Source organism: Streptomyces sp. NPDC057654 (genome assembly GCF_042800135.1).
Taxonomy (GTDB): domain Bacteria; phylum Actinomycetota; class Actinomycetes; order Streptomycetales; family Streptomycetaceae; genus Streptomyces.
Window position 1 is genome coordinate 1 of sequence record NZ_JBHVHQ010001152.1, and the last position, 2,169, is coordinate 2,169.

Annotated in this window: 2 protein-coding genes; one reads left to right on the plus strand and one right to left on the minus strand. The window is 73.5% G+C overall.

The window, feature by feature from the left end; translation table 11 throughout:
* Positions 1-78: 78 nt before the first annotated feature.
* Positions 79-1,593 (minus strand): D-alanyl-D-alanine carboxypeptidase/D-alanyl-D-alanine-endopeptidase, encoded by a 1,515-nt coding sequence (gene dacB, locus ACFU99_RS41480; protein WP_384403339.1) that lies wholly within the window; start codon positions 1,591-1,593, stop codon positions 79-81.
* Positions 1,594-1,634: 41 nt separating this feature from the next.
* Here dacB and ACFU99_RS41485 point away from each other — a divergent pair, with 41 nt between their 5' ends.
* A complete protein-coding gene (locus tag ACFU99_RS41485; RefSeq protein ID WP_363130391.1) occupies positions 1,635-2,132 on the plus strand; it encodes an inorganic diphosphatase in 498 nt (165 codons plus the stop codon).
* The last annotated feature ends 37 nt before the right edge of the window (positions 2,133-2,169 follow it).

Below are 2,169 nucleotides of genomic sequence, written 5' to 3' on the forward strand. Positions count from 1 at the left end.
GCGGTGGGACAGCGAATGGGTGGGTTCACCTCACCGGACCCCAAGGGGGACGGCCGGGCGCGGCCCGGCCGCCTCGCGTCACCGGCAGCCGCAGTTGGCCACCGCCGACGCGAGGCGGTCCAGGGAGTGCTGGGCGGCGTCCCCGGAGGCCGCGCCGCGGGTCATGAAGGCGAAGGCCATGAGCCGCCCGTCGGCGTCCACGGCCATGCCGGCCAGGGTGTTCACGCCGGTCAGGGTGCCGGTCTTGGCCCGTACGACGCCCCGGCCGGGCGAGTCCTGGTCGTAGCGGCCGCGCAGGGTGCCGCTGAACCCGGCGATGGGCAGGCCCGTCAGGACGGGGCGCAGCTCCGGGCGGCGCGGGTCGGCGGCGCGTACGAGCACCTGGGCGAGGAGCGCCGGGGAGACCTTGTCGTCGCGGTCGAGGCCGCTGCCGTCGGCGATGTGGACGCCGTCCAGCGGCAGCCCGAGCGTCTTCAGCTGCTCGATGACGGCCTCGGAGGCGCCCGTGAAGCTCGCGGGGCGGCCCTTGGCGAGGGCGGTCTGCCGGGCGAGCGCCTCGGCGATGTCGTTGTCGCTGTTGGTCAGGGCCCGCTCGACGAGGGCGGACAGCGGCATGGACTGAACGGCGGCCACCCGTTCGGCCTTCGCGTCGGCCTTGGCGGCGGACGGGTCGCCGTCCACGGCGACGCCGCGGTCGCGGAGCATCGAGGCAAAGGTGTCGGCGGCGGCGCGGGCGGGGTCGGCGTGGCGGTCGGCGGGGCCGTGGTCGGAGTCGTTCCGCCGGCCCTCGTCGGCCATCAGGGGGGTGACGAGGGCGACGTTCTCGTTGAGCCCTATGGGGTGCCGTCCGGGGCCGGAGTAGCGCGAGGTGTCGTAGCCGAGGCGGACCTTGCGGACGCCTGCGGCCTTGAGCGCACGGGCCGTGTCGTCGGCCAGTTTTCGCAGGCTGGCGGGGGTGTGGCTGCCCAGCCCGGCCGGCACGGCGTGCGCGGTCAGGGTCGGGTCGCCGCCGCCGACCAGCACGATGCCGTCCTTGCCGCGCACCACGGTGGTGGGGATGCGGTGGTCGGGGCCGAGCGCGGAGAGGGCGGCGACGGCGATGGCGGGCTTGACGGTGGAGGCGGGGGTGGACACCTGGCCCTGGCCGGAACCGAACAGCTGCTTCCCGGTGGCCACGTCCACGACGGTGCCCGACGGCTTGGAGCCGAGCGCGTCGTCCTTCAGCAGCGGTTCGAGGGTGTCGGCGAGGCCGCCGCCGGTGGGCGGCGGCACGGCGTCCGGGCCGCCCGCCTCGCCCAGCGCGGCCAGGACGGGGGGCGCGGCGGCGGGGTGCTTGGAGTGATTCTCGCCACCCGCGGCCGGTCCGGCGGCGGCGTGCGCGCGCTCGGCCGTGCGCTGCCCCGAGTCCCAGGGGCCGGCGAGCGCGACCGCGCCGCCCGCGGCGAACAGGCCGATCACGGCGGCCGCGACCGCGTACCGCCATGTCGCCCGCTGGGCCTTCGTGGCGTCCTGCCACCACCTGATCTGCCACGATCTGGCCTCGACCACCTCGGACCAGCCCCTTTCGCCACCACACACCTGCGTGGGGGACACTTAATCACCAGACGTATGTGTTGATCATGGAGGAGCCACCCGTGGAGTTCGACGTCACCATCGAGATCCCGAAGGGTTCGCGGAACAAGTACGAGGTGGACCACGAGACCGGTCGCATCCGTCTCGACCGTCGACTCTTCACCTCGACCAGCTACCCGGCCGACTACGGCTTCGTGGAGAACACGCTCGGTGAGGACGGCGACCCGCTGGACGCGCTGGTCATCCTCGACGAGCCGACCTTCCCCGGCTGCCTCATCAAGTGCCGTGCCATCGGCATGTTCCGGATGACGGACGAGGCCGGCGGCGACGACAAGCTGCTGTGCGTCCCGGCGTCCGACCCGCGCGTGGAGCACCTGCGTGACATCCACCACGTCTCGGAGTTCGACCGTCTGGAGATCCAGCACTTCTTCGAGGTCTACAAGGACCTGGAGCCCGGCAAGTCCGTCGAGGGCGCCGACTGGGTGGGCCGCACGGAGGCCGAGGCCGAGATCGAGGCTTCCTACAAGCGTCTTGAGGCCGCGGGCGGCTCGCACCACTGAGCGGGTTTTTTATCGGTACGCGCGCGGGGCGCGGCGC